The 25136-nt window shown below is 69.4% G+C and carries 22 protein-coding genes; 6 read left to right on the top strand and 16 right to left on the bottom strand.

Going from position 1 to position 25136, the window contains the following annotated elements:
* Positions 1-75: 75 nt before the first annotated feature.
* The 5 genes from ACXJKM_RS05230 to mnmH all read right to left on the bottom strand — a co-directional run bounded on the left by ACXJKM_RS05230 (position 76) and on the right by mnmH (position 6352).
* Complete coding sequence (locus ACXJKM_RS05230; RefSeq protein WP_457350750.1) at positions 76-1953, bottom strand: potassium transporter Kup; 1878 nt, start codon at positions 1951-1953, stop codon at positions 76-78.
* A 117-nt stretch (positions 1954-2070) separates the two neighbouring features.
* Positions 2071-3210, bottom strand: a complete 1140-nt coding sequence (locus tag ACXJKM_RS05225; RefSeq protein WP_157281781.1) for a sensor histidine kinase — start codon at positions 3208-3210, stop codon at positions 2071-2073.
* 7 nt (positions 3211-3217) lie between these two features.
* Positions 3218-4081: a transglutaminase-like domain-containing protein gene (locus tag ACXJKM_RS05220; RefSeq protein WP_457350747.1), complete on the bottom strand. Its 864-nt coding sequence runs from the start codon at positions 4079-4081 to the stop codon at positions 3218-3220.
* Positions 4082-4234: 153 nt separating this feature from the next.
* Positions 4235-5296: a selenide, water dikinase SelD gene (gene selD / locus ACXJKM_RS05215; protein WP_457350745.1), complete on the bottom strand. Its 1062-nt coding sequence runs from the start codon at positions 5294-5296 to the stop codon at positions 4235-4237.
* Between the two features lie 9 nt (positions 5297-5305).
* Positions 5306-6352 (bottom strand): tRNA 2-selenouridine(34) synthase MnmH, encoded by a 1047-nt coding sequence (gene mnmH, locus ACXJKM_RS05210; RefSeq protein WP_457350743.1) that lies wholly within the window; start codon positions 6350-6352, stop codon positions 5306-5308.
* An 85-nt stretch (positions 6353-6437) separates the two neighbouring features.
* On the opposite strand from mnmH, the gene sugE reads away from it, so the two are divergent.
* Complete coding sequence (sugE, locus tag ACXJKM_RS05205; RefSeq protein WP_056199860.1) at positions 6438-6758, top strand: quaternary ammonium compound efflux SMR transporter SugE; 321 nt, start codon at positions 6438-6440, stop codon at positions 6756-6758.
* Here sugE and ACXJKM_RS05200 read toward each other — a convergent pair.
* From ACXJKM_RS05200 to ACXJKM_RS05180, 5 genes are all read right to left on the bottom strand, one after another.
* A complete protein-coding gene (locus ACXJKM_RS05200) occupies positions 6755-6961 on the bottom strand; it encodes a hypothetical protein (RefSeq protein WP_056199857.1) in 207 nt (68 codons plus the stop codon). The two genes, sugE and ACXJKM_RS05200, sit on opposite strands and share 4 nt — an antisense overlap.
* Before the next feature lie 14 nt (positions 6962-6975).
* On the bottom strand, positions 6976-7125 hold the full coding sequence (locus ACXJKM_RS05195; protein ID WP_157256336.1) for a hypothetical protein: 150 nt from the start codon (positions 7123-7125) through the stop codon (positions 6976-6978).
* Positions 7126-7228: 103 nt separating this feature from the next.
* Positions 7229-8707: a CYTH and CHAD domain-containing protein gene (locus tag ACXJKM_RS05190; RefSeq protein WP_457350742.1), complete on the bottom strand. Its 1479-nt coding sequence runs from the start codon at positions 8705-8707 to the stop codon at positions 7229-7231.
* Positions 8708-8720: 13 nt separating this feature from the next.
* On the bottom strand, positions 8721-9383 hold the full coding sequence (locus ACXJKM_RS05185) for a glutathione S-transferase (protein ID WP_056199851.1): 663 nt from the start codon (positions 9381-9383) through the stop codon (positions 8721-8723).
* Between the two features lie 94 nt (positions 9384-9477).
* Positions 9478-10374, bottom strand: a complete 897-nt coding sequence (locus ACXJKM_RS05180; RefSeq protein WP_056199848.1) for a DMT family transporter — start codon at positions 10372-10374, stop codon at positions 9478-9480.
* Between the two features lie 18 nt (positions 10375-10392).
* Between ACXJKM_RS05180 and ACXJKM_RS05175 the strand changes: the two genes are divergently transcribed.
* Positions 10393-11550, top strand: coding sequence for an NAD(P)/FAD-dependent oxidoreductase (locus ACXJKM_RS05175; protein ID WP_457350739.1), 1158 nt, complete (start codon positions 10393-10395; stop codon positions 11548-11550).
* A 7-nt stretch (positions 11551-11557) separates the two neighbouring features.
* Here ACXJKM_RS05175 and ACXJKM_RS05170 read toward each other — a convergent pair whose 3' ends face one another.
* The 3 genes from ACXJKM_RS05170 to glnE all read right to left on the bottom strand — a co-directional run bounded on the left by ACXJKM_RS05170 (position 11558) and on the right by glnE (position 16046).
* Positions 11558-12190, bottom strand: coding sequence for a hypothetical protein (locus ACXJKM_RS05170; RefSeq protein WP_457350737.1), 633 nt, complete (start codon positions 12188-12190; stop codon positions 11558-11560).
* Positions 12191-12199: 9 nt separating this feature from the next.
* A complete protein-coding gene (gene rrtA / locus ACXJKM_RS05165) occupies positions 12200-12772 on the bottom strand; it encodes a rhombosortase (protein ID WP_457350736.1) in 573 nt (190 codons plus the stop codon).
* A 553-nt stretch (positions 12773-13325) separates the two neighbouring features.
* Positions 13326-16046 carry a bifunctional [glutamate--ammonia ligase]-adenylyl-L-tyrosine phosphorylase/[glutamate--ammonia-ligase] adenylyltransferase gene (glnE, locus tag ACXJKM_RS05160; protein WP_457350734.1) on the bottom strand — a complete coding sequence of 907 codons (2721 nt, stop codon included), beginning with the start codon at positions 16044-16046 and terminating at the stop codon, positions 13326-13328.
* A gap of 55 nt (positions 16047-16101) precedes the next feature.
* Here glnE and ACXJKM_RS05155 point away from each other — a divergent pair, with 55 nt between their 5' ends.
* Entirely contained in the window at positions 16102-20169 is a 4068-nt protein-coding gene (locus tag ACXJKM_RS05155) for a YhdP family protein (protein ID WP_457350732.1), read from the top strand.
* On the opposite strand, the gene ACXJKM_RS05150 is transcribed toward ACXJKM_RS05155, so the two are convergent.
* From ACXJKM_RS05150 to ACXJKM_RS05140, 3 genes are read right to left on the bottom strand one after another with little or no spacing between them, the layout of a single operon-like run.
* Positions 20166-21008 (bottom strand): substrate-binding periplasmic protein, encoded by an 843-nt coding sequence (locus ACXJKM_RS05150; RefSeq protein WP_457350730.1) that lies wholly within the window; start codon positions 21006-21008, stop codon positions 20166-20168. The genes ACXJKM_RS05155 and ACXJKM_RS05150 overlap by 4 nt on opposite strands.
* Positions 21009-21043: 35 nt before the next feature.
* Positions 21044-21649 carry an alpha-ketoglutarate-dependent dioxygenase AlkB gene (locus tag ACXJKM_RS05145; RefSeq protein ID WP_457350728.1) on the bottom strand — a complete coding sequence of 202 codons (606 nt, stop codon included), beginning with the start codon at positions 21647-21649 and terminating at the stop codon, positions 21044-21046.
* A 10-nt stretch (positions 21650-21659) separates the two neighbouring features.
* Positions 21660-22652 (bottom strand): LysR family transcriptional regulator, encoded by a 993-nt coding sequence (locus ACXJKM_RS05140; protein ID WP_457350726.1) that lies wholly within the window; start codon positions 22650-22652, stop codon positions 21660-21662.
* On the opposite strand from ACXJKM_RS05140, the gene ACXJKM_RS05135 reads away from it, so the two are divergent.
* The 3 genes from ACXJKM_RS05135 to ACXJKM_RS05125 are packed head-to-tail and all read left to right on the top strand — an operon-like array spanning position 22651 to position 25114.
* Positions 22651-23601 (top strand): quinone oxidoreductase family protein, encoded by a 951-nt coding sequence (locus tag ACXJKM_RS05135; protein ID WP_457350724.1) that lies wholly within the window; start codon positions 22651-22653, stop codon positions 23599-23601. The two genes, ACXJKM_RS05140 and ACXJKM_RS05135, sit on opposite strands and share 2 nt — an antisense overlap.
* Positions 23598-24038 (top strand): RidA family protein, encoded by a 441-nt coding sequence (locus ACXJKM_RS05130; protein ID WP_056199819.1) that lies wholly within the window; start codon positions 23598-23600, stop codon positions 24036-24038. Before ACXJKM_RS05135 ends, ACXJKM_RS05130 begins: the two co-directional genes overlap by 4 nt.
* Positions 24035-25114 carry an aminotransferase class V-fold PLP-dependent enzyme gene (locus tag ACXJKM_RS05125; protein ID WP_056199816.1) on the top strand — a complete coding sequence of 360 codons (1080 nt, stop codon included), beginning with the start codon at positions 24035-24037 and terminating at the stop codon, positions 25112-25114. The genes ACXJKM_RS05130 and ACXJKM_RS05125 overlap by 4 nt, the downstream gene beginning before the upstream one ends.
* Positions 25115-25136 lie beyond the last annotated feature (22 nt).

Raw genomic sequence — 25136 nt, 5'->3', positions numbered from 1 at the left:
CCGTGGTTGACGCCTCGACGCTGCCGGACTTCCCCCGCGGGCCGAACTGTTCGCAAGACGGCGCGACGCGCCTGGCTATATCTGCACGCGTGTGCCCAGTTCGACCACCGCGTTGTCCGGCAACCGGAAGAACCTGGCGACCCCGCTGGAGTTGCGGCTCAATGCTGCAAACAGGCGCTCACGCCAGTTCGCCATGCCGCCACCGGGAGTCGGCACCACCGTCTCGCGGCTGAGGAAGTAGCTGGTCTCGAAGGGCTCGATGCGCAGGCCCTTGGCCTCGCACAGCGCCAGTGCCAGGGGAACGTCGGGCTCCTCCATGAACCCGTAGTGGACGAGCACGCGCCAGAAGCCTGGCGCCAATGACGTCAATTCGAGGCGGTCGGCTGCGTCGACCATCGGACGGTCGTGGAACATGACGTTCAGGATGACGTTCGTTTCGTGCAGGACCTGGTTGTGCTTGAGGTTGTGCAACAGGGCCTGCGGCACGAGGTTCGGGTCGGCGACGGCATAGACCGCAGTGCGCCGTGCACGATGGGCTTCGCCCAGGGCGAGGCTCTCAATGAAGGGCTGGAGTTCGATGCCCTCGCTGCGCAGGCCAGCCATCAGCAGCTGACGGCCGCGCGCCCAGGTACTCATCAAGACAAACAGCATCAGGCCCAGCGCCAGTGGAAACCATCCGCCGTCGAAGAACTTGATGGCGCAGCCGGCCACCAGCAGCATGTCCACGGCCAGGAAGAACACCGTGGCGCCGATCGCCAGCGGCGCGGGGAGCTTCCAGCCGTCGCGAATGACGAAGAAGGTCAGCACGGTCGTGATCAGCATCGTCAGCGTCACCGCGATGCCGTAGGCCCCCGCCAGCGCCGATGAGCTGCCAAACATCAGCACCGCACCGATGACGCCGGCCAGCAGTGCCCAATTGACCGCCGGCACGTAGATCTGCCCGGACTCGCTGGCGGAGGTATGGCGCAAGGTGAGGCGCGGCAGGAAGCCGAGCAGGATGGCCTGCTTGGTCATCGAGTAGGCCCCGGAAATCACGGCCTGCGAGGCGATCACGGCGGCCATCGCAGCGAGGCCGACCATGGGCAGCACCAAGGCGCTGGGGAAGAGGCGGAAGAACGGGTTCTCGATGGCAGTGGCGTCTCCGATCAGCAGCGCGCCCTGGCCCAGGTAGTTGAGCGCCAGCGCGGGAAACACCAGCCCCGTCCAGGCCAGGCGGATCGGCCTCACGCCGAAATGGCCCATGTCGGCGTAGAGGGCCTCGGCACCCGTCAATGCCAGCACGATGGCCCCGACTGCAGCGAACAGATGCCATCCCCGCGTGCTGAGGAAGGCCCAGGCCTCCAGCGGGTTGAGTGCAGCCAGGATCTGGGGATGCTGGGTGATGTGCACGATGCCGATGGCGCCGAGCACGGCGAACCACAGCACGATCACCGGCCCGAACACCTTGCCCACCGCTGCGGTGCCATGGCGTTGCACCAGAAACAGACCCACCAGGATGGCCACCGAGATCGGCAGCACATAGGGCTTCAAGGTCGGCGTCACGACCTCCAGGCCTTCGATGGCGCCCATCACCGAGATCGCGGGCGTGATGACGCTGTCGCCATAGAACAGCGTCGCCCCGAACAGGCCCAGCAACAGCAGCGCGCCGCGCAGCCTGGGCCGCTGCTGCACGGCATGGGCGGCCAGGGCCGTCAACGCGAGTGCGCCGCCTTCACCGCGGTTGTCGGCGCGCAGGATCAGGATCACGTACTTGAGCGTGACGACGAACATCAGCGCCCAGACGATCACCGAGACCGCGCCCACCAGGTTGTGGGTGTCCAGCGTGACGCCGGTAGCGGGCAGGAATACTTCCTTGAGCGTGTAGAGGGGGCTGGTGCCGATGTCGCCATAGACGACACCGATTGCGCCGAGCGTCAGTGCGGCCAGGCCGCTGCGTTGGGTCTCAAGGCTCATGAACGGGAAACTGGGTGGGATGGAGCCAGTTTCCCGTAGGCGGTGTAAAGAACGTATAAAGATCGCGGCAGCCCGCTGCCGGCGTGTGCACCATGCGCCAACCAGGCTGGCGAGAGTTCAGCCTTGGCGCAACACCGGAAGGTCGCGGGCTGTACCGTTCACTCGGCCTTGAGGACTATCCGGCGGAGATGTGGCGGCGGCGATGCTGAGGTATTCGGAGGGAACGGGGGCTTCGGTCGACGCTGGCAGCCTGACCCGGATCAGCGTGCCCTGATTCGGCGCCGAGGTCACCGACAAGCTGCCGTGCTCGGCTTCGACCCTGAATCTCATGCCCAGCAGGCCGTAGCTCGAGTTCGTCGCAGCGTTGGCATCGAAGCCGACGCCGTCGTCCCGCACCGTCAGTTCGGCCTGCCCCTGGATGATGCCCAGGTTCAGCCACAGCTGGCGCGCGCGCGCATATTTGCTGACGTTGGTGATGGCTTCCTGAACGACGCGATAGACGACGAGTTCGGCGGCCTCGGCGAGCCGCACGGGCGCCAGCTCGCAATGCACCAGCACGCCGGAGCGCTTCGCGAAATCGCCGGCCAGGATGTCCAGCGTGACGGCCAGGCCCAGAGTGTCGAGGGTGGACGGGCGCAGGTTCTCGATGATGTCCTGCTTCAGCGCGATGCCGCTGTTGAGCTTCTCGATCAGCCGCGTCAGCGGCTCCAGCGCTTCGGGTGCGAGGCTCGCGACGCGGGTCTTGATGCGCGCGGCATCAAGCTTGGCGGATGTCAGCAGCGAGCCCATCTCGTCGTGCAGGTCGCGCGCCAGCCGGGCCCGCTCCTGCTCGCGCGCCGTTTCGATGTGATGCGCCAGCTTGACGAGCTGCGCGGTGCGGCGCGCCACCTCGACCTCCAGCCGCTCACGCTCGATCTGCACCAGGCGCTGGCGTTCCTGCTTTTCGCGCTCGCGCTGGTCTTCCAGCGCGAGCCCCTGGCGCAGGTACAGGAACAACGCAGCGAGGCTGGCCACGCTCAGCAGCGCCACGCCCAGGCGGTTGAGCAGCAGCGTGCGGTGGATGTCGGTCTGCTGATCGGTGGGGGCGGCGCGCAGTTCCTCCAGCCTGGCGGTGCCGGCGCGCAGGGCGCTGAGTTCACCCAGCACGTCTTCAGACTGCCAGTAGGAACTCTCGCCCACCAGCACCACGGTCAACGCTGCGGCGCAGGCCAGGGGAACCAGGATGGGATGCCGGGCTAGAACCGAGAGAATCTTCACGGCCACGTTATCCGTCCGTCGAGATGGCGTCGGTGCAGTGGTAGGGCAGCTGCAGGCGTCCGTCGGCACCGGCCACGGCCTGGATGTTGATGACCGGGGCGCCGGAGTTGACCGTGCCGAAGATGGTGGCGAAGGCGACGTCGGCGGCATCGCGCCCGGTGCCAAAGCGCACGAAGCCCATCGGGATCGCGGTGCCTGAAGGGTCGAAGATGTACCAGCGGTCGCCGACGTAGGCCTCCACGTAGGCATGGAAGTCGGTCGGCCCGAGCGCGGGGTCGGCACCATAGTCGATGCCCGTGGCGAAGCGCGCCGGGATGTTGATGGCGCGGCACAACGCGATCATCAGGTGGGCAAAGTCGCGGCACACGCCCACCTGATCGAGCAGGGTGTCGATGGCGGAGGTGTTGGAGTCCGAGGTGTTGGACGTGAAGGTCGTGCGCTCCAGCACCCAGTCGCGGATGGCCTGCACGCGGCCGTAGCCCTGCCAGCGCTGGCCGAACTCGCGCATGGCCATGCGGTGCAGCCGGTCGGACTGGCAGTAGCGGCTCGGGTAGATATAGCCCAGCACCTCGGCGGGCAGCCGCGCGACGGGCACCTCGCCCACGTCACCCGGCGGGGCGAAGTGATGCATCAGGTCGACCGTGGCGCGGTAGGCCACCTTCAGCGGCCCGGCCTGGGCCTGCAGGCGCAGGTAGCGGTTGCGGGTGACCGGCTCCGTCTCGACGCGGGCCAGCAAGGGCTGGCTCAGCGTCAGCGACTCCGCCACCACCAGCTGGCGGGGGGTGCTGGCCGCGTGGATGTTGAAGATGAAATCACAGCCCGGGTCGGCAATGACGTAGTCGAGTTCAAGCGCGATCTCGAGGCGGATCATGTTTGGCACGCAGGAGTGCGACCTGCTGCCAGCAATGCGGATCCAGAACGGGACGTCATGAGGGGCTCCAAAGTAGCCCGACCTTACACCCCCCGGCCGGGCATACCTCTGTTGCCGGGAGGGGATAGGCGGTTGGACCCGCCGTGGGGCAGCTCAGTTCAAGCGCAGGCGGCTGCCTTGCGGCCCGTTTGCCACGACCCTGCCGATCTCCGCCGCCGCACCGAACCCATGGCGGCGAAACACGTCCAGCACGGCGTCAACCGCGCTGGCGTCGCAAGACACCAGCAGGCCGCCGCTGGTCTGGGGGTCGCTCAACAGCGCCTGATCGATGGCCGGGAAGCCCTGCGGCAGCTGCACGTCCGAGCCGTAGCCGGCCCAGTTGCGCCCCGAGGCGCCGGTGACCATGCCGCGCTCGGCGAGTTCGCGCACCTGCGCCAGCAAGGGCACCCGCGCCCAGTCGAGTTCGACACTGGCCTGGGCGCCGCGCGCCAGTTCCAGCGCATGGCCGGCCAGGCCAAAACCCGTCACATCGGTCATCGCGTGCACGCCCTCCAGCGCCGCCAAGTCCGGCCCCGGGGTGTTGAGCTGCGTCGTGGTGGCGATCATCTGCGCATAGCCGTCGGCTGAGAGCGATTCCTTCTTGAGGGCCGCCGACAGGATGCCCACGCCCAGCGGCTTGCCCAGCACGAGCCGGTCGCCGGGGCGTGCGTCCGCATTGCGCTTGACGCGCTGGGGGTGCACCACGCCCAGCGCGACCAGCCCGTAGATCGGCTCGACCGAATCGATGGTGTGGCCGCCTGCGATCGGGATGCCGGCGGCGGCGCAGACCGATTCACCGCCCGCCAGGATCCTGGCGATCACGTCGACCGGCAGCACGTTGATGGGCATGCCCACCAGGGCCAGCGCCATGATGGGTTTGCCACCCATGGCGTAGACGTCGCTGATGGCGTTGGTCGCCGCGATGCGACCGAAGTCGAAGGGGTCGTCGACGATGGGCATGAAGAAGTCGGTGGTGGCGATCAGCGCGATCTCGTCGGTCAGCTGGTAGACCGCCGCGTCGTCGGCGGTCTCTATGCCCACCAGCAGTTCCGGCGGCGCCGGAAAGTGGCGCGTGCTCTTCAGGATCTCGCTCAGCACGCCCGGGGCGATCTTGCAGCCGCAGCCGCCACCGTGGGATAGCGAGGTCAGGCGGGGCACGGAAGAGGAGGGGATCATGTTTCCAACCTAGGGCAGTGAAGCGATGCGACGGGCCAGGGCCTGGATGCCGGCATCCGACAGATCCTCGCATTGCAGGCGCTGGGCGTCGGGCAGGCCCGCCAGATGGCGGCCCTGCGAACGGGCATACAGAGGGTCGTAGTGCCGGGCCATCAGGGCTTCGAAGAGCGGCGGCAGGGCGCCTTCCAGCGCCCAGGCCTGCCACTCGGCCAGCACTTCCTTGGGCAGCAGTTCGCGCAGCGTGCCTAGCTTGTCGGCCAGGCCCTGCGGGTCGTCGCCCAGCCAGGCGTAGTCGCGCAGCAGGTAGTCGAGCCGCGCCTGGGCAGAGGCGTCGATCTCGACGACGGGGCTCTCGCGCAGGCGCTGCAGCAGCGGCTCCGGCACCGTGATGCGGCCGATGCGCCGGCTCTCCGCTTCGACCCAGACGCGCCGGCTCAGGTCCAGGCCGGCCAGGGCCTGCATCAACTGCGTCTCGAAACCCTTCTGCGACGGCTGCGGCCGGCCGGGCATGGCGCCCAGCACCGAACCCCGGTGGGCCGCCAGATCTTCGAGGTCGAGGACTTGCTCTCCTTGAGCGGCGAGCGCCTGCAGCACCCGCGTCTTGGCGCTGCCGGTGGGGCCGCACAGCACGCGCAGGTCGAGCCGCGGCGCCAGCAGCGCAATCTGCTCGATGACATGGGCGCGCCAGGCCTTGTAGCCGCCCTTGAGCTGCTGTGCATCCCAGCCCACCAGCCTCAGCCAGTTGACGAAGCTGCCGCTGCGCATGCCGCCGCGCCAGCAATAGACCAGCGGCCGCCATTCCCTGGGCTTGTCCCTGAACAACTGGTCCAGGTGGCTTGCGATGTTGCGCGCCACCATGGCCCCACCGATCTTGCGCGCCTCGAAGGCCGAGACCTGGACATAGGTGGTGCCGACGATGCGACGCTCCTCGTCATCCAGCACGGGGCAGTTGATGGCGCCGGGAATGTGGTCGAGGGCGTATTCGGCCGGCGAGCGCACGTCGATGAGGACGGTGAACTCGCCCAGGTCATTGACGGTGGTGGGCTTGTGACTCATTGCTGCTAGGTTAAGGCAACCCCACGCGGCCCCGGGGATTCAAGCGCGGCCAGAATCCGCGGCGCATCTCTCCAGAGGAAAACGGATGGCCTGGATCATTCTCGTCATCGCCGGCCTGTTCGAGGTCGGCTGGGCCATCGGCCTGAAATACACCGACGGCTTCACCAAGCCCTGGCCCAGCGTGGCAACGGCGGCCTGCATGGTGGCCAGCCTCTGGTTGCTGGGCATCGCGATGAAGTCGCTGCCAGTGGGCACGGCCTATGGCGTCTGGGTGGGCGTCGGTGCGGTCGGCACCGTGATCCTGGGCATCTTCCTGCTCGGCGAGCCGGCCAACCCGGCGCGGCTGTTCAGCATCGCACTGATCGTGGCCGGCATCGCCGGGCTCAAGCTGTCGTCGCCGGGCTAGTCAACGAAGAACTCGCCGCCCGCCGCGTGATACCTGCCGTGAAAGACCTGATGGCCGGGGCCGCGCTGGTGGGCCGCGGCTTGCGCCTCGGCGGCGTGCGCATGGATGCTGACGAAATCGCCGGGAAGCTCCTGCTTCACCCGCAGCACCATCCAGCCTGTGACCCAGCCGGTGTTTCCGGCGTCAGTTTGCAAGGGTTCCATGGTTTCTCCTCCAGTCAATGCCGCTTGAAGTACTGCACCTCGCGCTCGTGTTTTTCGGCCTGTTCGCGTGTGTCAAACGTGCCCAGGTTCCTGCGCTTGCCGGTCTGTGGATCGGGCTTGCGAGAGTAAAGGCGGTACTGGCCGCTGCCGAGCTTGCGAATCACGGTCGGCTCCTTGGTGGCGAAGGCCCAGTTTTCGCCGCGTTGCGGTTCTTGTGTGTAGGACGGCGCGAGAGCGTGCTGACCGAGCGCTCCCGCGGCTGTGGCATCAGCGCGGCAGCGGCTCGACGGCGGCCAGATGGCCCAGCTCGTCGCGCGCCCGCTCGCGGGCCTCGGCCAGGCGCGCGGTCAGCCAGCCGACGGCAAACCAGGCGGCAGGGTCGGCGGTCACCAGGGCCTGGTAGCGATCGCGCGCGACAACGAGGTCGTTGATCTCACCCAGTGCCTGCTGGGCCGCGGCCAGGGCCTGCAGATGACGGGTGGCGCGTTTGTGCGGCAGCAGCGGAGCGAAGAACTCGAGCGCATAGCGCTGGCGCTTGGCGTGCTTGCGCAGCGCATGCAGGGCCGTGGGCTCGAGCTCGTCGAAGCGGCGGCAGCCGTCCACCAGCCTCTTGTGCCAGCGGCGCAGCCGCTTGCGCGCCAGGCGCTGCAGCGCATCCTGCGGCTCGGCGAGGGGCTGAAGGCCGGCGCGCCACGAGATCCAGGCCAGCAGCTGGTGCTGCGTCTCGTCGCTGCGGATCAGCGCGGCGAGGTCGGGCGGGGCGCTGTCGGCGGGAAGGGACAGCGGCGGCGCGCCGGCCTGCTTGAGTTCGGCGACGACGCCGCTGCCCAGCACATCGCTGTCGCGCGCCTTGCCGAGTTCCGCGAACAGCCGGCGCAGGCCATCCACCAACTCGGCCGGTGGCTCGGCCACCCAGCCACGGAAGGCCCGCAGCGCGCTACGCAGGCGGCGGATGCCGACGCGGGCCTGGTGCACATGCTCGGCGCGCAGCTCGGGGGCGCCGTCGGTCAGGCCGATGAGATTGCGGCTGATGTGGGCCAGGCATTCATCGAACACCGCACCGAATGCGTCCAGTGCGCCCGCGTCCTGGTCGTAGCGCGGCGACTTGGCCTTGCGCAGCGGTGGATGGAGCGAACCGGCCACGAGGTGATGGCCTCGCTCGGCCTTGTTGCGCGGGTCGTAGACGAGGCCGAAGCGCCGCCGCCAACGCTCGACCAGCCCCAGCATTGCCACCGGCGAGCCCGACACCAGTTCGAACTCGATCTCGCGGAACTTCTGCACTGCGGTGCCGGCCGTCAGCCGGCCCTCGTCCAGCGCGATGTCGACGACAGCGCCGCGTGTGCGCACGCGGCGCATCAGGCGGCGCTGCTGGATCTGGAAGCGTTCCAGGGCATCCTGGCCCTCGGCCTTGGCCTGTGCCAGCAACTCGATCAATTGCTGGCCAGGCGCCGTCGCGGCATGGGCTTGCGGGTCGGGGCTGGCGTCGGGGCGAGTGACCTCGTGCTCGAAGCGCTCCAGCGCACCACCGCGCGCGGCCTTCAGCCCTTGCACCCAGCGCCGGCCTTCACGGCGCATGCGCCAAGCCAGCCCGGCGCGAGCGAGGCGCCGGTCGGGCGTGTCGAAATAGGCGTCGATCAGCGAGACGCGCCGCGCCGCGCCGCGTGCGCCAAGCTCGGCCGCCAGCGCCGCGCGGGACGACGCCGGCACGAGGAACTTCAGTTCGATCTCGATGTGCGCGGCGGTCAAGGCAGGGGCGTGTTCAGGCTCGATTGGCCGCCAGTGAGCGGTCCTGGTCGGCCTTGCGGTCGGCCGCCACCTTGATGGCATGCGGGCGCTCGCCGATCAGCTTGGCATAGGGCTTCCAGTCCACACCGCCGGCCTGCAGCAGGTCTTCGCCATAGATGATCTTGGTCGCCATGCCCACCAATGGCAGGCTGACCCAGCCGGCGCAGTCGGCCAGCGTGAAGCTGTCACCGGCCAGATAGGGGCCGAACCTGGCCAGGCGCTTGAAGGCGGCGATGTTCTCGGGCAGCACGCGGGCCACGCGCTTCTTGGTGCCGTCGCTGACCTCGCCGCCGAAGAAGGCCTCGGCATACAGCTCGCGCGCGACCAGCTCCAGGTGCAGCTCGACGTAGGTGATGAGCTCGCGCACCTTGGCCGCCTCGTAGGGATGGGCGGGGATCAGCCGGGGCGTCTCGGGATAGGCCGCCTCCAGGTATTCCACGATGGCCTGGCTTTCGCACAGCGGGCCATGCGGCGTCTTGATGAAGGGCACCTTGCCCAGCGGCGAGCAGCTCAGCACGTCCTCGGCATGGGAATGCGTCTTGATGTATTCCTCGCTGAAGGGGATGTCCTTTTCCAGCAGGGCCAGCTTGACCTTGTTGTAGTAGTTCGAGAGCGGGATGCCGCAGAGGGTGATCATGGGGAGGTCTCCTGGTGAATGCCGCAGTCTATGCAGAGCGGCGCTGCGGCTCTAGCGCGGTGGCGACAGCGGGAAGGGCTTGCTCAGCACTTCCCTATCGATTCACCAGCACGATGCCCACCGCCAACGCCGCCAGGGCCGCGACGAGGCGGGCGCTGATGCCCTCGCCCAGCAGCAGGGCGCCCGCCAGCAGGCCGAACAGCGGCGTGCTCAAGGTGAAGACGGACAGCTTGGTGGCCGCGTAATGGCGGATCAGCCAGAACCAGACCAGATAGCTGGCAAAGGTGACGATGATGGCCTGGAAGCCGAACAGACCCAACAGGCGCGGTGACCAGTGCAGGGGCAGGGGTTCGCCGGCGACCAGAGCCGCGGCGCACAGCGTCAGGGCTGAAACGCCGAGCTGGTAGAGCAGGGTCTTCTCGGCCGGCGCCGAACTCAGCTTGGTGGCGCGGATGGCCAGCGTCGTGCCGCCCCACAGCACGGCGGCCGCCACGCCGAGGGCGTCGCCCCACCATTGCATCGGCGTGCCCGGCGCCGAGAAGCCTTCCGCGAACGCGAAAGCCATGGCGCCGAAGGCCAGCACCAGACCCAGCCACTGCCGCGCCGACAGCGCCTCACCGCGCGCGATCCACGGCATGCCCAGGGCGACGACGAAGGGCGCCAGATAGATGAAGACCACCATGCGCGAGGCGCTGGTGTATTGCAAGCCGACAAAGATGCAGCCGAACTCGGCCGCAAACAGCAGGCCGGCCAGCAGGCCGCCGCCCAAGCTGCCGTCACGCTCGAACAGGCGGATGCCGCGCGACATCGACCACAGCCACACCAGCAGGCCCGCCACAGCCGAGCGCAGCCCCGCCTGCCAGAGCGGCGAGATCTCGGTCAGTGCGGCCTTGGCGGCCACCTGGTTGATGCCCCACAGGAAGCAGCACAACAGCAGCAATGAAACGGCGCGGGGATCGAGATGGGTCTGGCGGCTGATCGGAGAGCTCATGGCCCCTATGCTGCCAGCATGTTCAAGGTGACCATCATTGGCGGGGGAATCATGGGCGCCGCCACGGCCTGCTTCCTGGCCCGCGACCATGGCGCGGCGGTGACCGTCGTCGAGCGCGATGCCTCCTATGCGCAGGCTTCCAGCTCGCTGTCGCTGAGTTCCATCCGCCAGCAGTTCTCGCAGCCCGTCAACATGGCCCTGTCCAGATGGAGCATCGACTTCCTGCGCCGCGCGGCGGACGAGCTGGCGACGGCGGACGACAGGCCCGCCATCGGCCTGGTCGAGCCGGGCTATCTGTATCTCGCGACCGGGGCTGGCGCGGCGACGCTGCGCGAAATCCATGCGGTGCAGCGCGCCGAGGGCGTTGACGTTGCACTGCTCGACCCGGCCGAACTCGCAGCCCGCTTTCCATGGCTGGCCGTCGACGATCTCGCGCTCGGATCGTTGGGACTGAGCGGCGAAGGCTGGTTCGACGGCCCGGCTCTGCATCGTGCCTTCCGGCGCAAGGCCAAGGCCTGCGGTGTGCGCTTTGTCGAAGCGGAGGCGGTGGGCTTCGACGCCACTGGCGACCACGTCACCGCGGTGCGCTGCTCAGACGGCTCGCGTGTGGGTGGCGAAGCCTTTGTCATCACGGCCGGCGCCTGGAGTGCGCCGCTGGGCGCGGCCCTCGGCTTCACGCTGCCGGTCAGCGCCAAGAAGCGCGATGTCTTCGTGCTGGAAACGCCGGCCACCTTGCCCGGCTGCCCCTTGGTCATCGACCCCAGCGGCTTCTGGTTCCGCACGGAGGGTTCATTGATCCTGGCCGGTGGCCCGCCGCGCGGGGACGACGCCGACGAAGCGCCGCTGCACGACATCGACCATGGCCTCTTCGATGAACTGTTGTGGCCGACGCTGGCCGCCCGCGTGCCGGCGCTCGAGGCGCTGCGCGTGCGCTCGGCCTGGGCCGGCTACTACGAGATGAACGCCTTCGACCACAACGGCCTGGCCGGCCGATTGCCGGGTTATGCGAATGCCTTCACGGCCTGCGGCTTCTCGGGCCACGGCATGCAGCAGTCGCCGGCGGTAGGCCATTCGATGGCCCGGCTGATCGCGGGTCTGGATGCGCCTTTGATCGATGCATTGACGCCGCAGCGGCTGCTGGACGGACGGCCTCTGATCGAGGCCAACGTCATCTAGCGCCGGGCTACCTGTTGCGCACGCGCTTCTTGGCGGGCGGCTGGGTCAGCACATAGCGCGTCGCCGTCAGCTTGTCCGACACCGCGCTGGTCTTGTTGTCCACATAGCCCCAGTTGCGCATGGCCAGGCGCACCTCGGTGTCCGACGGGCTGGCTTCCGGGCCCTTGGGGTGCACGACCCAGACCGTCTTGCAGATCATGTCGGCATGGAACTCCGCCATGCGCGGAAGTTCGGACGGGTTGCTCAGCACGGCCACCAGCATGCGCGCCTCGCGCAGATTGGTGGTGATGCCGCCGGCCAGGGCCTCGGCCAGGGCCGGGTCCAGCGTGCCGACGGTGGGGCCGATCAGCAGCGCGGGGTTCTCGGGGCTGACGCCGAGCTTGGCGGCCAGCGTGGGCGGCGGCGTCTGCAGCTTCTTCAGCCAGCGTCCGGCTTCCTTCTCGCCCAGCACGAGCGCGACGGCTTCCTCGCCCACTTCGAACAGCAGCTCCTCGCCGGCCAGGCGCAGGTTCTGCAGCGCGGTGATCTCCCACTTGCGCTTGATGGCGCCTCGCAGCACGACGGTGGTCGATTCAAGCAGGGCGGTGACCTCTTCGGTCTCGTTGCCGACGCGGGCGATACAACTGGCTTCACGTCCCATGGGGCGTCCTCAGGTTTTTGGGTCAGATCGTTGCATTGTCAGTCGCCAGGCGAGGGCGCCGGCGACCGCGCCCGTGAGGTGGGCGAAGGGGGCGACGGGGAAGTCGAAGCCGGGGGTGATGCGCAGCACGGGGCCGAGCGGATGCTCGAGCGCGAGTTTGATGACGAGGCCGAGGGCTATTGCCGCGCCCACGAGGCGTTCGCGGCCACTGCGCGCGACGAGGGCCAGCGCGGCAATGGCCGCCAGCGCGTGCAGTTCGCCAGACAGGCCGGCGTAGTGCAGCAGCTCGGGGCGCAGCAACAGGCCTGCTTGAGTCAGCGGCAGGGCGATGAGGCCGGCGAGGGCTTCAGGTTTGCCGAGGGTGGCACGCCAGCCGAGCAGGGCGAGGACGGCGCAGCCGGCGAGGTTGGCGGCGAGGTGGATGGGGGTCCAGTGGACGAAGGCGGCGGTGAGGGCGCGCCAAGGTTGTGATGTGACCAGCGTGGGCTGCCAGTCAAGCAGATCACGTGGCAGCGGCCAGACAAGCAGGGATAGCGCGGCAAAGGCGCCTAAGAGCGTCAGCCAACTCCATGTGCGGGTCATTGGCCAGGCCCATGCCGGGATTTCGCCCCGGCGGGCGACCTACTTTCTGTCCCGCCAGAAAGTAGGCAAAGAGCTCCCCCCGACCGCCCCGCCCTACGCTGCGCTTCGGGTTCCCTGCGCTGCTCAGGCCTTGAGGGCCCGTGCGGAACTCCCTTCGCTACGCTGCGGTCAGACAACCGCACGGAGTCAGAGCTTGAAGTGCGCTTCGCGCACGCCCTCAAGGCCTTGCGCTGCTCGGCGGGGCTAAAGGGGGTAAGAGGAATACATCCACCGAACGGCTTTCGGGTTTGGCTGTTGGCTGTTTCGGGGCCTCCCCTTCTAAACCGCCGAGAAGCACAGAAGCCCGAGGCGCGTGCGCAGCACGCTTCAAGAACTGACTCCGCGACGTTGTGTGAACGCAGCGTAGCGAAGTGAGTTCGGCGCGGGCCTCGGGCTTCGAGCATCGCAGGGGACCCCGCAGGGGCGGTTTTGCAGGGGAGAGCTCTTTGCCTACTTTCTGGCGGCGCAGAAAGTAGGTCGCCCGCGGGGGCGAAATCCCCGCTGGGCCTGGCCATCAACCGAAAACAGCGGCCCACAACGCCTGCACGGCATCGCGATGAGGCTGCAGCGCCACGGCAGCCTCAGCATCCAACGCTGTCGACTGCTCATCCAGCCTCGCCTTGTGCTGTACCCGCCGCAACTCGCGGTAGGCATTGGCCGCGCCGACGCCCACGCCGGCCGGCAGCAGGCCGACGGATTCCGCGATGCGCAGCAGCGCGATGTTGCCGAGGTCGTCCTGCAACTGCGGATGCGCCGCCGAATGTGCCAGCACGAGGAACTGCACGGCGAACTCGGCATCCATCATGCCGCCCTCGCTGTGCTTCACATCGAAGAGGCTCTCACGCACCGGCCGCGCTGCGCGCACCTTCTCGCGCATGGCCTGCACCTCGCGCTTGAGCGCCTCGGCATCGCGCGGCGCCGTCAGCACCTGGCGGCGCACGCTCTCGCAGCGATCGGCCAGCTCAGCATTGCCGGCGCAAAAACGCGCCCGGGTGATGGCCTGGTGTTCCCAGGTCCACGCCGTGTTGCTGCCCCGGCCGGTCTGGTAGGCCTCGAAGTGCGCCAGCGACGTGACCAGCAGCCCCGAATTGCCATTCGGCCGCAGGGCGGTGTCGATGTCGAACAACTCGCCGGCAGCGGTGCGCAGCGTCAGCCAGGTGATGAGGCGGCGCACGAAGGCACCGTAGATCTCGGCTGCGTTCTCGTCCTCGTCGTCGAAGACGAAGACGACGTCCAGGTCGCCGCCATAGCCCAGCTCCTTGCCACCCAGCTTGCCGTAGGCGATGACGGCCAGGCGCGGCTGCGGGCGATGCGCCTTGCCAAAACGCGCCCAGGCCCAGGTAATGGCGATCTGCAGCACCGCGTCGGCAAGCAGGCTAAGGTCGTCGGCCACCTGCTCGACCGTGATGCGGCCCTCGACGTCGCGCACCAGCGTGCGAAAGACTTCCGCATGGTGGGCGCGGCGCAGCGTGTCCAGCAGGGCCTCTTCGTCGGCCTCGCCGCTGCGCTCCCAGCCCTGCTCGCGCTCCAGCAGGTCGGTGATGAAGGCCTCGCGGTCGAAGCGGGCGGTCAGCAGCAGCGGGTCGGCGAGTTCGTCGATGACGCCGGGGTGCTGCATCAGGTAGCGCATGGGCCAGCGCGCCAGGCCCAGCAGGCGCAGCAGGCGTTGCTGCACGGCCGGGCGCTCGACGAGCAGGGCCAGGTAACTCTCGCGGCGCAGCAGCGGGCCGACCCAGTCGACAAAGCGCAGCGCCGCGTCCAGCGAGCATTCGTCGGCCGCCACGGCTTGCGCTGCGCGGTGGAAGAGCTTGGCCAGGCGCTGGCGCGATTCCTCGCGCAGGCCCTGCACGCGTGGCGTGTCGGCCAGGGCGCGCACGGCCGTGGCCAGCTCCGGCGGCAGGCCGGCCAGGAAGTCCTCGCCATCGACGGCGGGCTTGGGCCCGCCGCACTGGCCGCCCTTGCAGCCGCCCTTGGGCTTGCCGCCTTCGTGCAGCAGCGCGTCGAACTCGGTCGCCACCAGCTCGCGCACCTCGCCGAGCATTTCAAACAGCTCGCAGGCCTCGCGCGAACATTTCAATCCGAGCGACGCGGCAATCCACGCCAGGTCGGCATCGCCCTGCGGCAGGCAATGGGTCTGCTGGTCGTCCAGGAACTGGATGCGGTGCTCGACGCGGCGCAGGAAGACATAGGCCTCGCTGAGTTTGTGCGCCGTCTCGGCCTTCATCAGCCCGCCGGCGGCCAGCTGGGCCAGCGCCTTGACGGTGGAGCGGGTGCGGATCTCCGGGAACTGGCCGCCGCGCACCACCTGCAGCAGCTGCACGATGAACTCGATCTCGCGGATGCCGCCGCGCGACAGCTTGACGTCGTTGGCGCGCTCGGGCCGGCCGGCCGCGCGGGCCTTGGCCTCGCTGCGGATCTTGCCGTGCAGCTGGCGCAGGCCTTCGAAGACGCCGTAGTCCAGGTAGCGGCGGTAGACAAAGGGCGTGACGAGGTTGCGCAACTGCAGGGTGCGGGCGTCGCCCGGCGCGCCCATGCCCGACAGCGGCGCGACAACGCGGCTCTTCAGCCAGGCAAAGCGCTCCCACTCGCGGCCCTGCACGAGGAAATACTCCTCCAGCATGCCCAGGCTGACGACCGGCGGGCCGCTCTTGCCGTTGGGGCGCAGCGCCAGGTCGACGCGAAAGACCTGGCCGTCGTCGGTCACGTCGCCGATCAGCGTGTAGAGCCGTTTGGCCACGCTGGAGAAGTATTCGTGGGCACTGACAGGCCGTGAACCTTGCGTCTGGCCGTCGTCTTCGTAAACGTAGATGAGGTCGATGTCGGACGAGACATTCAGCTCGCGGGCGCCGAGCTTGCCCATGCCCAGCACCCAGAAGGCGATGTCGCCGCCCTCCGCGGTGCGCGGCTCGCCGTGGATTGCATCCAGCTCGGTGCGCGCGTCGGCCAGCGCCTTGTCCAGCGTCACCTCGGCCAGGTGCGTCATGGCCAGCGTGACATCCTCCACGGTGGCGCCCTGTTCGATGTCCAGCACCGCCAGGCGCTCCAGCACCAGGTGGCGAGCGACGCGCAGGGCGCTGGCCAGCGGGCGGTTCGTGCCCAATGTCTCGATCAGTGCGGCGATGACGGCCCGGTCGGGCAGGCCCGGTTGCAGCAGCGCCAGCTCGGCCGCATAGCGGCGGCGAACCCGCTGCACATAGCGGCTGTGCTCAGCAAAAACGGGAAACAGTGCGCTCATGACCCTGTGCTAGATTGCCTGCCGGCCGGTTCTTCTCCACGTGCCCCAAGACAACGTGTCTGACTTCCTCTCGGCCGCCCTCCACCGCTGCACCCGCGCCTCGCGCTGGCCCTTGCGCCTGTGCTGGCACAGCCTGCGCTGGGCGTTGCTGGTCCTGGCCCTTTTGTGGGCTTTGGGGGTGATGGCCTGGGCTGTATTGCACTGGGCCATTCTCCCGCACGCCAATGACTGGCGCCCCTGGCTGGAAAAGGAAGCCTCAAAGGCTTTGGGGGTAGAGCTGCGCATCGGCCGCATCAGCGTCGAATCCAGTGGCTGGCTGCCGCGCATGGAATTGGGTGATGTGCAGGTGCTGGACGCTGCCGGCCGGCCGGCCCTGCGCCTGCCGCGCGTCGCGGCCGTGCTGTCGGCCCAGTCCCTGCTCGCGCTGGAGCCGCGCTTCTCGCAGCTGCTGGTCGACGCCCCCGAGCTCATCATCCGCCGCGACGCCCAAGGCCGCATCTTCATCGCCGGGCTGGGCCTGGACGAGGCCGAGAAGACCGACGCCGGCACCACCGAAGCCGGCATGGACTGGCTGTTCAGCCAGCCCGAGCTGGCCATCGTCAACGGCCGGGTGCGCTGGGTGGACGAGAAGCGTGCCGACACCCGGCCGCTGGAGCTGTCGGCGCTGAACTTCGTCATGCGCAACGGCCTGCGCCGCCACGACCTGCGCCTGGACGCCACGCCGCCCGCCGACTGGGGTCGGCGCTTCACGCTGCGTGGCCAGTTCACTCAGAGCCTGCTGAAGCGCCCGGGCGAATTCCAGCATTGGAGCGGCCAGCTCTATGCCGAGCTGCCGCGCGCCGACCTGAGCCAGCTCAAGCGCCATGTCGACCTGCCTTTCCAGCTCAGCGAGGGCGACGGTGCCGTGCGCGCCTGGGGCCAGATCAAGGACGGCCAGCCGGTGGCGGCGACGCTGGACCTGGCATTGCGCTCGGTACGCCTGAGACTGCTGGAATCGGCGCCCGAGCTGGACCTGGACCACATCGAAGGCCGGCTGGACCTGGCCCGCGCCAAGGGCGCGTTGAGCGTTCAGGCACGGCAGCTCGGCTTTGTCAGCCGGGACAACGACGGCAGCGTCGTGGTCTGGCCGCGCTCGGACTGGGGCGTGGCCCTGCAGCTCGGCAAGGCCGACGAGGTGCTGGGTGGCGAGGTCAACGCCCAGCGCCTGGACTTCGCGCTGATGGCCCAGATCGCCCAGCGCCTGCCTCTTGGCGAGCGCGCACACCAACTGCTCGACGAGCTGGAGCCGCGCGGCGTGCTGACGGCCCTCAGCGGCCAATGGCAGGGCGCACTGGACGCGCCGCGCAGCTACCGTGTCAAGGCGCAGATCGACGGCCTGGCCGTGGCCGCCAAGGCCGGCGCGCAGGAGGACCACCTCGGCCGCCCCGGCCTGCACGGCGCCAGCCTGGAACTCGACGCCAACGAACGTGGCGGCATCGCCAAGCTGGCCGTGCACCAGGGCGAGGTCGAGTTGCCGGGCCTGTTCGAGGACCCGCACCTGCCGATCACGCGTCTGTCCACACAGCTGACCTGGAAGCTGCCCCAGCCCGACAGCCAAGCCAAGGGCAAGACGCTCGGCGAGGTCGAGCTGAAGCTGCACGAGCTGCAACTGCAGACGCCCGATCTGAGCGGCGAGTTCGATGTCACCTGGCGGCGCGCGGCCGGTGCCACCACGCCGGGCTTCCTGGACCTCAGCGGCCGCGTGCAGCGCGTGGAGGCCACGCGCGTGGCCCGCTACATCCCGCAGCGCCTGCCAGCCACGCGCAGCTATGTGTCGCGTGCCATCCTCGGCGGCGAGGCGCGCAACGTCAGCGTGCGGCTCAAGGGCGAACTGAGCGACTTCCCTTTCGCGGCCCCCAGATCCCCCGGCATCTTCCGTGTGGCCACTCAGGCCCAGAACGTCACGCTGGCCTATGTGCCGCCTAGCGACAACGGCGGCAACTGGCCGGCCATGGAGGGCGTGGATGCCGAGCTGATCTTCGAGCGCGCCGGCATGGAGATCAAGGATGGCCATGCCAAGGTGCTGGGCTATGAACTCAGTGGTGTCAACGGTGGTATCAAGGACCTGCACCATGCCCGCGTGCTGCAGCTGGACGGCAACGGCCGCGGCGCCGGCGCCGACCTGCTGCGCTTCGTGCGCGCTTCGCCGCTGGACGAATGGCTGGGCCATGCGCTGAGCACCACGACGGCCCAGGGCCCGGTCGGGCTCAAGCTCGGCATCACCATCCCGCTGGACGACACCCACCAGACGGCGGTCAAAGGCCAGCTCCAGCTCGGTGGCGTCGACCTCAAGCTGCGCCCCGAGCTGCCGGCGCTCAGCGGCGCACGTGGCCGTGTCGACTTCGACCGCAAGGGCCTGCAGCTGACCGGCATGACGGCCCGCCTGCTCGGCGGCGACGCCGGCATCGAGGGCGGTACCCAGCGCGACGGCGGCATGCGCTTCGCCGTGCAGGGCCAGGCCACGGCCGAGGGCCTGCGCCGCGCCACGGAGCTGGGCGCCGTCACCCGCCTGGCGCAGGCGGCCAGCGGCCAGGCGGCCTACCGCTTTCAGCTCGCTATTCCCCGGGACGGCCAGAGCGAACTCAGCGTCACCAGCAATCTGCAGGGCCTGGCCCTGGACCTGCCCGCGCCCGGCCACAAGGAGGCCGATGCGGTGCTGCCGCTGCGCCTGTTGATGACGCCAACCGCCGCCGGTCGCGACGAGCTGCGCCTCGAAGTCGGCACCCCCGCAGCGCCGCTGTTGCAGGCCCAGCTGCAGCGCGATATCTCCGGCCCCAGCTCCCAGGTGCTGCGTGGCGCCCTGGCCGTGCAGGACAAGTTGCCGGCCTTGCCGGCCACCGGCGTGTTGCTGCAGGTCAATGTCGCGGCCCTGGACCTGGACGCCTGGCAGCAGCGCCTGGGCGGGTTGGCGGGTGGTGGCAGCGGTGGCAGCGGCGGCGAGGGTGCTGACGACGCGGGCCTGCTGCCCAGCCAGATCTCGCTGCGCAGCCAGGCGCTGAAGGTCGGTGGCCGCCAGCTTGGCCGCGCGTCCGCGGTGGTGGCGCGCGAGGGCGCCAATTGGCGCGTCAACATCGACGCCGAGCAGCTCTCCGGCCGCATCGACCTGAAGGGCGTCAAGGGCGGCCAGATCGACGCCGTGCAGGCACGGCTGACCCGGCTGTCGCTGCCGCGCCAGGAAGCCGAGTCGGTCAGCGAGCTCATCGATCCGGGCAAGACCGACGCGGGAAGCGGCCCGCTGCCGTCGCTGGACATCGCGGTCGACGACTTCGAGCTGCGCGGCAAGCGTCTGGGCCGGCTGGAGGTGCTGGCCCACGCGCCGGCCGCCGCGCGTGACTGGAAGCTGGAGAAGCTGCAGATCCACTCTCCCGAGGCGACGCTGATGGCCACCGGCCACTGGGGTGGCGACGGCAACGCCCGGCGCCGCACCCAGCTCGACTGGAAGCTCGACATCGCCGACGCCGGCAAGCTGCTGGAGCGCCTCGGCCAAGGCCAGAAGGACGCCCCCGTGCTGCGCGGCGGCAAGGGCGTGCTGGCCGGCCAGGTCGGCTGGGACGGCTCGCCGCTGGCCCCGCACTACGCCAGCATGGCGGGCGCCTTGAACATCCAGCTCGACACGGGCACTTTCCTGAAGGCCGAGCCCGGCGTCGGGCGGCTGCTGGGCGTGCTGAGCCTGCAATCATTGCCGCGCCGCTTCCTGCTGGACTTCCGCGACGTCTTTGCCGAGGGCTTCACATTCGACGGCGTGACCGGCGACGTCAAGATCACCGCCGGCGTGGCCCGCAGCGACAACATCCGCATCCGCGGCCTGCAGGCGGCCGTGCTGGTGGACGGCAGCACCGACCTGGCGGCCGAGACGCAGAAGCTGCGCGTCGTCGTGGTGCCCGAGGTGTCGGCCGGCGGTGCATCGCTGGCTTATGCGGCCATCAACCCGGCCATTGCGCTCGGTGCCTTCCTGGCCCAGCTCATCCTCAGCCGCCCGGTGGCCGCGGCCAACACGCGCGAGTTCCACATCACCGGGACCTGGGACGATCCCAAGGTGGAGAAGGTCGAAGCGTTGCCGGCCAAGGCGGCGAGCGCGCCCTAATCCAGCGCCTTCAGCTGCAGCCGCAGCCCCGTGTAGCCGCGCAGCTGCATCAGCGCGGTCTTCAGCCCGGGTTCGGCCATGAAGAGGGTGTCGAAGCTGCCGTCGGCCGCCGCCAGGTTCAATCCGCGCAGCAGCCGCTCGGCCAATTGCGGCTTGTCGCGCGCCACGAAGAAGTACAGCGGCTGCTTGTATTGCAGCGCCACACCCGGCAGTTCGGCGAAGCCCTGATCGGCGAATTGCAGCAGCTCGGCGTCGATCTCTTCGCGGCTGCGTGGGATGAAATCGAAGCGGCCGGCCTTGAGCATGCGGAACAGCAGCTCGGATTTGGTTGCCGTCTCGACGATGAAGCCATTGACGCGCAGGATCTGCGCGTCGCTCCAGTAGGTGCCCGCGCCAGCGCGAAAGCGGCGCAGCGCCTCCAGCGTGCGCACCGATCGCAGGGTGGAGAGGTCGGCGGCCCGCACGAGCAGGAAGCGCAGCTCGTTGATGCCCTTGAGCAGGTTGAAGCGCACCGGCAGTGCCTGCGCCTCGCGCTCGGGTGTCGTCGTGCTCCACATCAGGTCCAGCAGGCCGTCCTGCAGCATTTGGCGCATGCGCGGCCGTGGCAGGTCTGGTGCCGCGTGAACCAGGACGGGCGCCGGCTCGCCGTCGCCCGTCTTGCTCAGGGCCAGCTTCAACGCCTCGATGAAGAAGTCACCGTGGGCGCTGTAGGCATTGGGGTCGGGCAGTCGCAGCGTCAGCGGCGTGCCGGCACCATGGGCTGGCGACAGCGCGGCGGGTAGCGCGGCGGCGAGGGGAAGCGCCAGCAGTTGGCGCCGCAGGCGGGAGGGAAGCTGCATGTCCGCTCGATTCTCATGCCGCAGCCCCTGGGGCGTCATGCCGGCGGGCGTGACTTCTGCCGCGCAGTCCTGAACGTGATCGACCAGCGCAGGGCGTCCACCGGCGCCACGCTGTGCTGCCAGCCCCAGCGTGCCGCGCCTTGCAGCGCGTAGAGGGAGCGCGGTTCAACGTTCAGCTTGATGATGTCCTCGCGCTTCGGGTTTTGTGGCGGATAGGGCCTGAAACGCAGCAGCGCCTCACTGCCCAGCGACACGCCAAAGACGTCCTCGAAATCCGGCACGTCGCGGTGCCAGCCCAGCGGCGTGCCGGGCGCGTACTCGGCCACGAGGACATGCACCAGGGTTTGTGCGGCGACACCGGCCCAGCGGGCGACCCGCTCGCGCAGCGGCTGCAGCTCGGCGATAAGGGGTGACGACGGCCGCAGTTCGTTGCTGTCGTAATCGAACTGGCCGCCGAAGCTGACGACGCGGCGGCGTGCGGTATAGCTCTTGTACTTCGCTTCCTGCAGCGGCAGCGCCTGCACGATGGCGATGAGGGTCGCTTCTTCGCTGGCGGACAGAAAGCCTGCGTCGTAGCGCAAGCCGGCGGGCAGTGCGCCCGGCGACGGCGCAAGATCGTCGAACAGTCCGGCCTGGCTCATCGAGGTCAGTTCAGGCCGGTGTGTAGGCTTTCAAGTCTGCGGCGGTGAGGGCGGCCTCCTGGCGCACCCAAGCCGCGAAGCGCTTCACGACGGGCAGGGCTGCGGCGTCCTCGCGGATGACCAGCAGGTTGGCGCGTGGCGACGGCAGCAGCAGCGCGTGCGCCTGCGCCAGCGTGCCCACGCGCAGCCGCGGCAGCGCCAGCGACAGACGCGTGACCGCCACACCCAGGCCGGCCTCGGCCGCGTCCAGCGTGACGCCGGCATCGTTGAAGGCCGGCCCTTCGGGTTGTGCGGAGACACCGGCCGCGGCTTGCCACAGCGGCGCGTCGCCGGTCACATGGCTGAGCATCTGCGCTGCAGGCCAGCGCATGGCATCCGGCCCGAGCGCGTGGGCCACCGCTGGCGCGGCGACCGCCAGCAGGCTGTCCTCGAACAGCAGCTCGCCGCCGTCCTCGGGCCGGCCATGGCGCAGCGCCACCAGGGCCACACGTGGCGCCGGGCGCACCAGCGCGTAGTCGGTCTGCACGATGAGGCGCACCGCCGGCGCGGCCGCGATGAAGCCGTGCAACCGCGGCAGCAGCCAGGCGCGAGCGAGAGAACCGAGAGTGGCGATCTGCAGCGTCGTGCGTGCCTCTTCTGGCTCGGGGTAGACCGCCTCGTGCAGGGCCGCGAGCGGCCCGCCCAGGCGCGCCAGCAGCTCGCGGCCCTCGGCCGTCAGCCGCATCTGGTTGCCCACGCGCTCGAACAGGGTCTGGCCGCACCAGTCTTCCAGCTGGCGCACCTGGCGGCTGATGGCGCCGGGCGTCAGATGCAGCTCGGCGGCGGCGCGGCTGAAATTGCCCAGGCGGGCGGCGGCCTCGAAGGCTTGCAGGGAAAACAGGGGTGGCAGGCGTTCGCGCATGGTCTTGAGAAATCGGCACAGCCGGTGTGCGAAAGCCTCGCTGGTGTGGCGGGCGGGTGGGGCCGACAGTGGCGCGACGTTAACGCTGGAGATCAAAGCCATGCCCGCACAAGCCATTCTTGTCCACCGGTTCGGTGGCTCCGAGGTGCTGGAATTGCAGCAGCTGCCGATGCCGGAGGCCATGCCCGGCCAGGCGGTCGTGCGCATCGACTACGCCGGCATCAACTTTGTCGACCTCTATCAGCGCGAAGGCCGCTATCCCAACATCAGCCTGCCCTGGCGCCTCGGCCTGGAGGGGGCGGGCGAGATCGTCGACGTCACGCCAGGCGCCGAGTTCCAGCTCGGTGATCGCGTCGCCTTCACGACCGGCGTGCAAGGTGCCTATGCCAGCCATCTCGCCGTGCCGCTGGAGCATCTGGTGCGTGTGCCCGATGCGCTGTCGCTGCGTGACGCCGCTGCGGCGCTGGAGCATGGCCTGACGGCGGCGATGCTGCTCGACGACGTCGCGCGGCTGCCGGCGCGCGAGCCCGTCCTCGTGCATGCCGCGGCCGGTGGCGTGGGCGGCTGGCTGGTGCAGTGGCTGATTGCACGCGGCCATCCGGTCTTCGGCACGGTGTCCAACGCTGCCAAGGCCGACTGGCTGCGTGGCCTGGGCGCCGTGCCCCTGCTCGCGGACGGCGACTGGTTGTCGGCGGCGCGCGGCGTGGCGGTCGCCTTCGACTCGGTAGGCCGCTCCACCTTCGCCGGCAGCCTGGATGTGCTGCGCATGGGCGGCCATCTCGTGCTTTTCGGCGCGGCCAGCGGCCAGCCCGAGCCGGTCGACGTGCTGGCGCTGCAGAAGAAGAGCCTGACGCTGACGCGGCCCGTGCTGCCCCACTTCCTGCCCGATGCGGCCAAGCGCCGCGCGCGTGCGGCAACCGTGTTCGATGCGCTGCTCAGCGGCGCCGTGCAGCTGCGCATCCATGCCGAATTCCCGCTGGCGGACGCGGCCAGCGCCCATGAACTGCTCGCGTCGCGTGCGACGCAGGGCAAATTGCTGCTCAAGCCATGACCACCTTGCAAGACCGCCTGGCCAGCCTCGGCCACACCCTGCCCGACCTCGGCGAACCTGCTGCGAACTATCTGCACCACCGCGAAGGCAAAGGCCTGCTCGTCATCGCCGGCCAGATCGGTACGCCCGGTCGCGGCGCGCTGGACGCATCAGCCGGCCGCGCCGAGGCCGAGGTCGCCGCGCTGAAGCTGCTGGCCGTGCTGGACGCGGCTGTCGGTGGCGACCTGGGCCGCGTGCGCCAGGTGCTGCGCCTGGGCGTGTTCATCGCTTCGTCGCCGGGCTTCACCGAACACAGCACCGTGGCCGACGGTGCGTCCGACCTTGTCGTGGCCGCCCTGGGCGAGCGCGGCCGGCATGCGCGCGCGGCCATCGGTGTGGCCAGCCTGCCGGCGGGTGCGGCGGTGGAGGTCGAGGCGCTGGTGGAGCTGGTGTCGTGACCGGGCACCTGCTGCTCAACCATGCCGGCGCCTCGCCGATGTCGGCGGCGGCACTCGCGGCCCTGCAGGCACATCTGGCGCTGGAATCTCGCCTCGGGCCGATGGAGGCCGGGGACGCGGTCGCGCCCCAACTGCAGCGCCTGCGCGAGGACGCCGCACGGCTGTTGAACGCTGGCACGGACGAGGTTGCCTTTCTCAGCAGCGGTTCGGCCGCCTTTGGCGCGGCCTGGTCGGCCTTCACGCACAAGACGCCGCTGCGCCACGGCGACCGCATCCTGGTCGGTCGCCAGGAATGGGGCGGCAATCTGGCGACCTACCAGCGCAGCGGTGCCAGCGTCGAGGTGCTGCCCTGCCGTGAAGACGGCAGCGTCGACGCCGAGGCCAGCGCGGCGCTGATTGACGAGCGCGTGCGCTGGATCTCGTTGACCTGGCTGCCCGCCAATGGCGGCCTCATCAACGGCGCTGCCGCCCTGGGCCAGGTGGCGCGCGCGGCCGGCGTGCCGTATTTCATCGATGCCGGCCAAGCCGTGGGGCAGTTGCCGGTGGATGTGCAGGCCTTGGGCTGCGATGTGCTGAAGAGCGCCGGCCGCAAGCATCTGCGCGGGCCACGCGGCACGGCGTTGCTGTATGTGCGCAAAGGCTTCCTGAATCAGCTGGAACCGCCTTGGGTGGACGTCTCGGGAGGGTATTTCGAAACGGCGGAGCAACCGGTGGCGCTGCGACTGGCCTTGCAGGTGGCCATTACCGAAGCACTGGAAATCGGCATCGAAGCCATCGCCGTGCATGTGCAGGGCCTGGCTGCCCGGCTGCGCCAACGCCTGGCCGAGCTGCCCCACGTCCGCGTGCACGACCTCGGCAACGGCACGCGCTCGGGCCTGGTCAGCTTCACCGTCGAAGGCGAGGCAGCCCCGGCGACCCGCGCGCGCCTGGCTCAGCAAGGCATCCATGTCGGCGCCAACGGCGTGCCCTACACGCCGCTGGACATGCAGGCCCGTGGCCTGGACGGCATCGTGCGCGCTTCATTTTCCTGGCTTAACAACCCAGCGGACATCGAGCGGCTAGCATCAGCGCTATGAATGCCCCCACGCTCATTTCATT

This window comes from Roseateles sp. P5_D6, from assembly GCF_054049415.1.
Note: the sequence above shows the minus strand (reverse complement) of the source record. Positions and strands in the feature narration are given on the sequence as shown.

Bases quoted from the DNA above. Each gene is read 5' to 3' on its own strand.
- ACXJKM_RS05230 (WP_457350750.1), bottom strand. From the start codon at position 1,953: ATGAGCCTTGAGACCCAACGCAGCGGCCTGGCCGCACTGACGCTCGGC.
- ACXJKM_RS05220 (WP_457350747.1), bottom strand. From the start codon at position 4,081: ATGATCCGCCTCGAGATCGCGCTTGAACTCGACTACGTCATTGCCGAC.
- selD (WP_457350745.1), bottom strand. From the start codon at position 5,296: ATGATCCCCTCCTCTTCCGTGCCCCGCCTGACCTCGCTATCCCACGGT.
- mnmH (WP_457350743.1), bottom strand. From the start codon at position 6,352: ATGAGTCACAAGCCCACCACCGTCAATGACCTGGGCGAGTTCACCGTC.
- sugE (WP_056199860.1), top strand. From the start codon at position 6,438: ATGGCCTGGATCATTCTCGTCATCGCCGGCCTGTTCGAGGTCGGCTGG.
- ACXJKM_RS05200 (WP_056199857.1), bottom strand. From the start codon at position 6,961: ATGGAACCCTTGCAAACTGACGCCGGAAACACCGGCTGGGTCACAGGC.
- ACXJKM_RS05185 (WP_056199851.1), bottom strand. From the start codon at position 9,383: ATGATCACCCTCTGCGGCATCCCGCTCTCGAACTACTACAACAAGGTC.
- ACXJKM_RS05180 (WP_056199848.1), bottom strand. From the start codon at position 10,374: ATGAGCTCTCCGATCAGCCGCCAGACCCATCTCGATCCCCGCGCCGTT.
- ACXJKM_RS05175 (WP_457350739.1), top strand. From the start codon at position 10,393: ATGTTCAAGGTGACCATCATTGGCGGGGGAATCATGGGCGCCGCCACG.
- ACXJKM_RS05170 (WP_457350737.1), bottom strand. From the start codon at position 12,190: ATGGGACGTGAAGCCAGTTGTATCGCCCGCGTCGGCAACGAGACCGAA.
- rrtA (WP_457350736.1), bottom strand. From the start codon at position 12,772: ATGACCCGCACATGGAGTTGGCTGACGCTCTTAGGCGCCTTTGCCGCG.
- glnE (WP_457350734.1), bottom strand. From the start codon at position 16,046: ATGAGCGCACTGTTTCCCGTTTTTGCTGAGCACAGCCGCTATGTGCAG.
- ACXJKM_RS05150 (WP_457350730.1), bottom strand. From the start codon at position 21,008: ATGCAGCTTCCCTCCCGCCTGCGGCGCCAACTGCTGGCGCTTCCCCTC.
- ACXJKM_RS05145 (WP_457350728.1), bottom strand. From the start codon at position 21,649: ATGAGCCAGGCCGGACTGTTCGACGATCTTGCGCCGTCGCCGGGCGCA.
- ACXJKM_RS05135 (WP_457350724.1), top strand. From the start codon at position 22,651: ATGCCCGCACAAGCCATTCTTGTCCACCGGTTCGGTGGCTCCGAGGTG.
- ACXJKM_RS05140 (WP_457350726.1), bottom strand. From the start codon at position 22,652: ATGGCTTTGATCTCCAGCGTTAACGTCGCGCCACTGTCGGCCCCACCC.
- ACXJKM_RS05130 (WP_056199819.1), top strand. From the start codon at position 23,598: ATGACCACCTTGCAAGACCGCCTGGCCAGCCTCGGCCACACCCTGCCC.